The 603-nt window shown below is 59.0% G+C and carries 2 protein-coding genes; both read right to left on the reverse strand.

Annotated elements, in window-relative coordinates; genetic code table 11:
* On the reverse strand, positions 1–433 hold a 433-nt coding region (locus tag ABUK73_RS23340; protein ID WP_353579315.1), incomplete at its 3' end, for a DNA-binding domain-containing protein.
* A gap of 2 nt (positions 434–435) precedes the next feature.
* A complete protein-coding gene (locus ABUK73_RS23345; protein ID WP_454892412.1) occupies positions 436–603 on the reverse strand; it encodes a multinuclear nonheme iron-dependent oxidase in 168 nt (55 codons plus the stop codon).

The following is a 603-nucleotide window of genomic DNA, read 5'->3' on the forward strand; positions in this document are numbered from 1 at the left end:
CGATATGGTCAGGGGGAACGGCGAAGAGCTGGGCGACTTCCAACGGCACACCGTCTGCAGCATGATAGGCCTCAGTCCATGCAACCTCGATCCGCGCCACGTCGGCCAGATAAACGAGAGACGCTGCAGGCGGAAAGACTGCGATGAAGTCCGGGAAATCATCACCATACTGCATCATGAGCGGTGAGAGGGGTTTGTGATCGGTGGCGTAAGCACGTGCCATTCCAGTAAAGAAATCTGAGCCGACCAACCGTTTTGTCACTGGAAAACGCTGCCCCAGTGCTGTTGTCAGCCCGACATGGACATTGTTGCGATAGACGGCAAAACGCGATGGATCGGCGGCGCCACGCGCGGTGGTGATGTCGTTCGGAAGCGGCTGGTCCGGATGGAGCAGGGCCGCAGCAAAGGCGTTCTGGGTTTCGGTGATACCCATGGTTACGCCGCCCGGTTGGCGCAGCTTTTCTCGGCCGCTTCGTTCAACATGGCATCGACGCGAGTGGCCTCCGCTTGAAGAGTTGCAAAGTCCGGGACGTTGTTGTCCCATTCAATCAATGTCGGCAAGGCACCGCTGCGCGACAGCGTATGCCGGAAGAGCTCCACCAC

This window comes from Agrobacterium vacciniicorymbosi (assembly GCF_040427045.1).
Taxonomy (GTDB): Bacteria; Pseudomonadota; Alphaproteobacteria; order Rhizobiales; family Rhizobiaceae; genus Agrobacterium.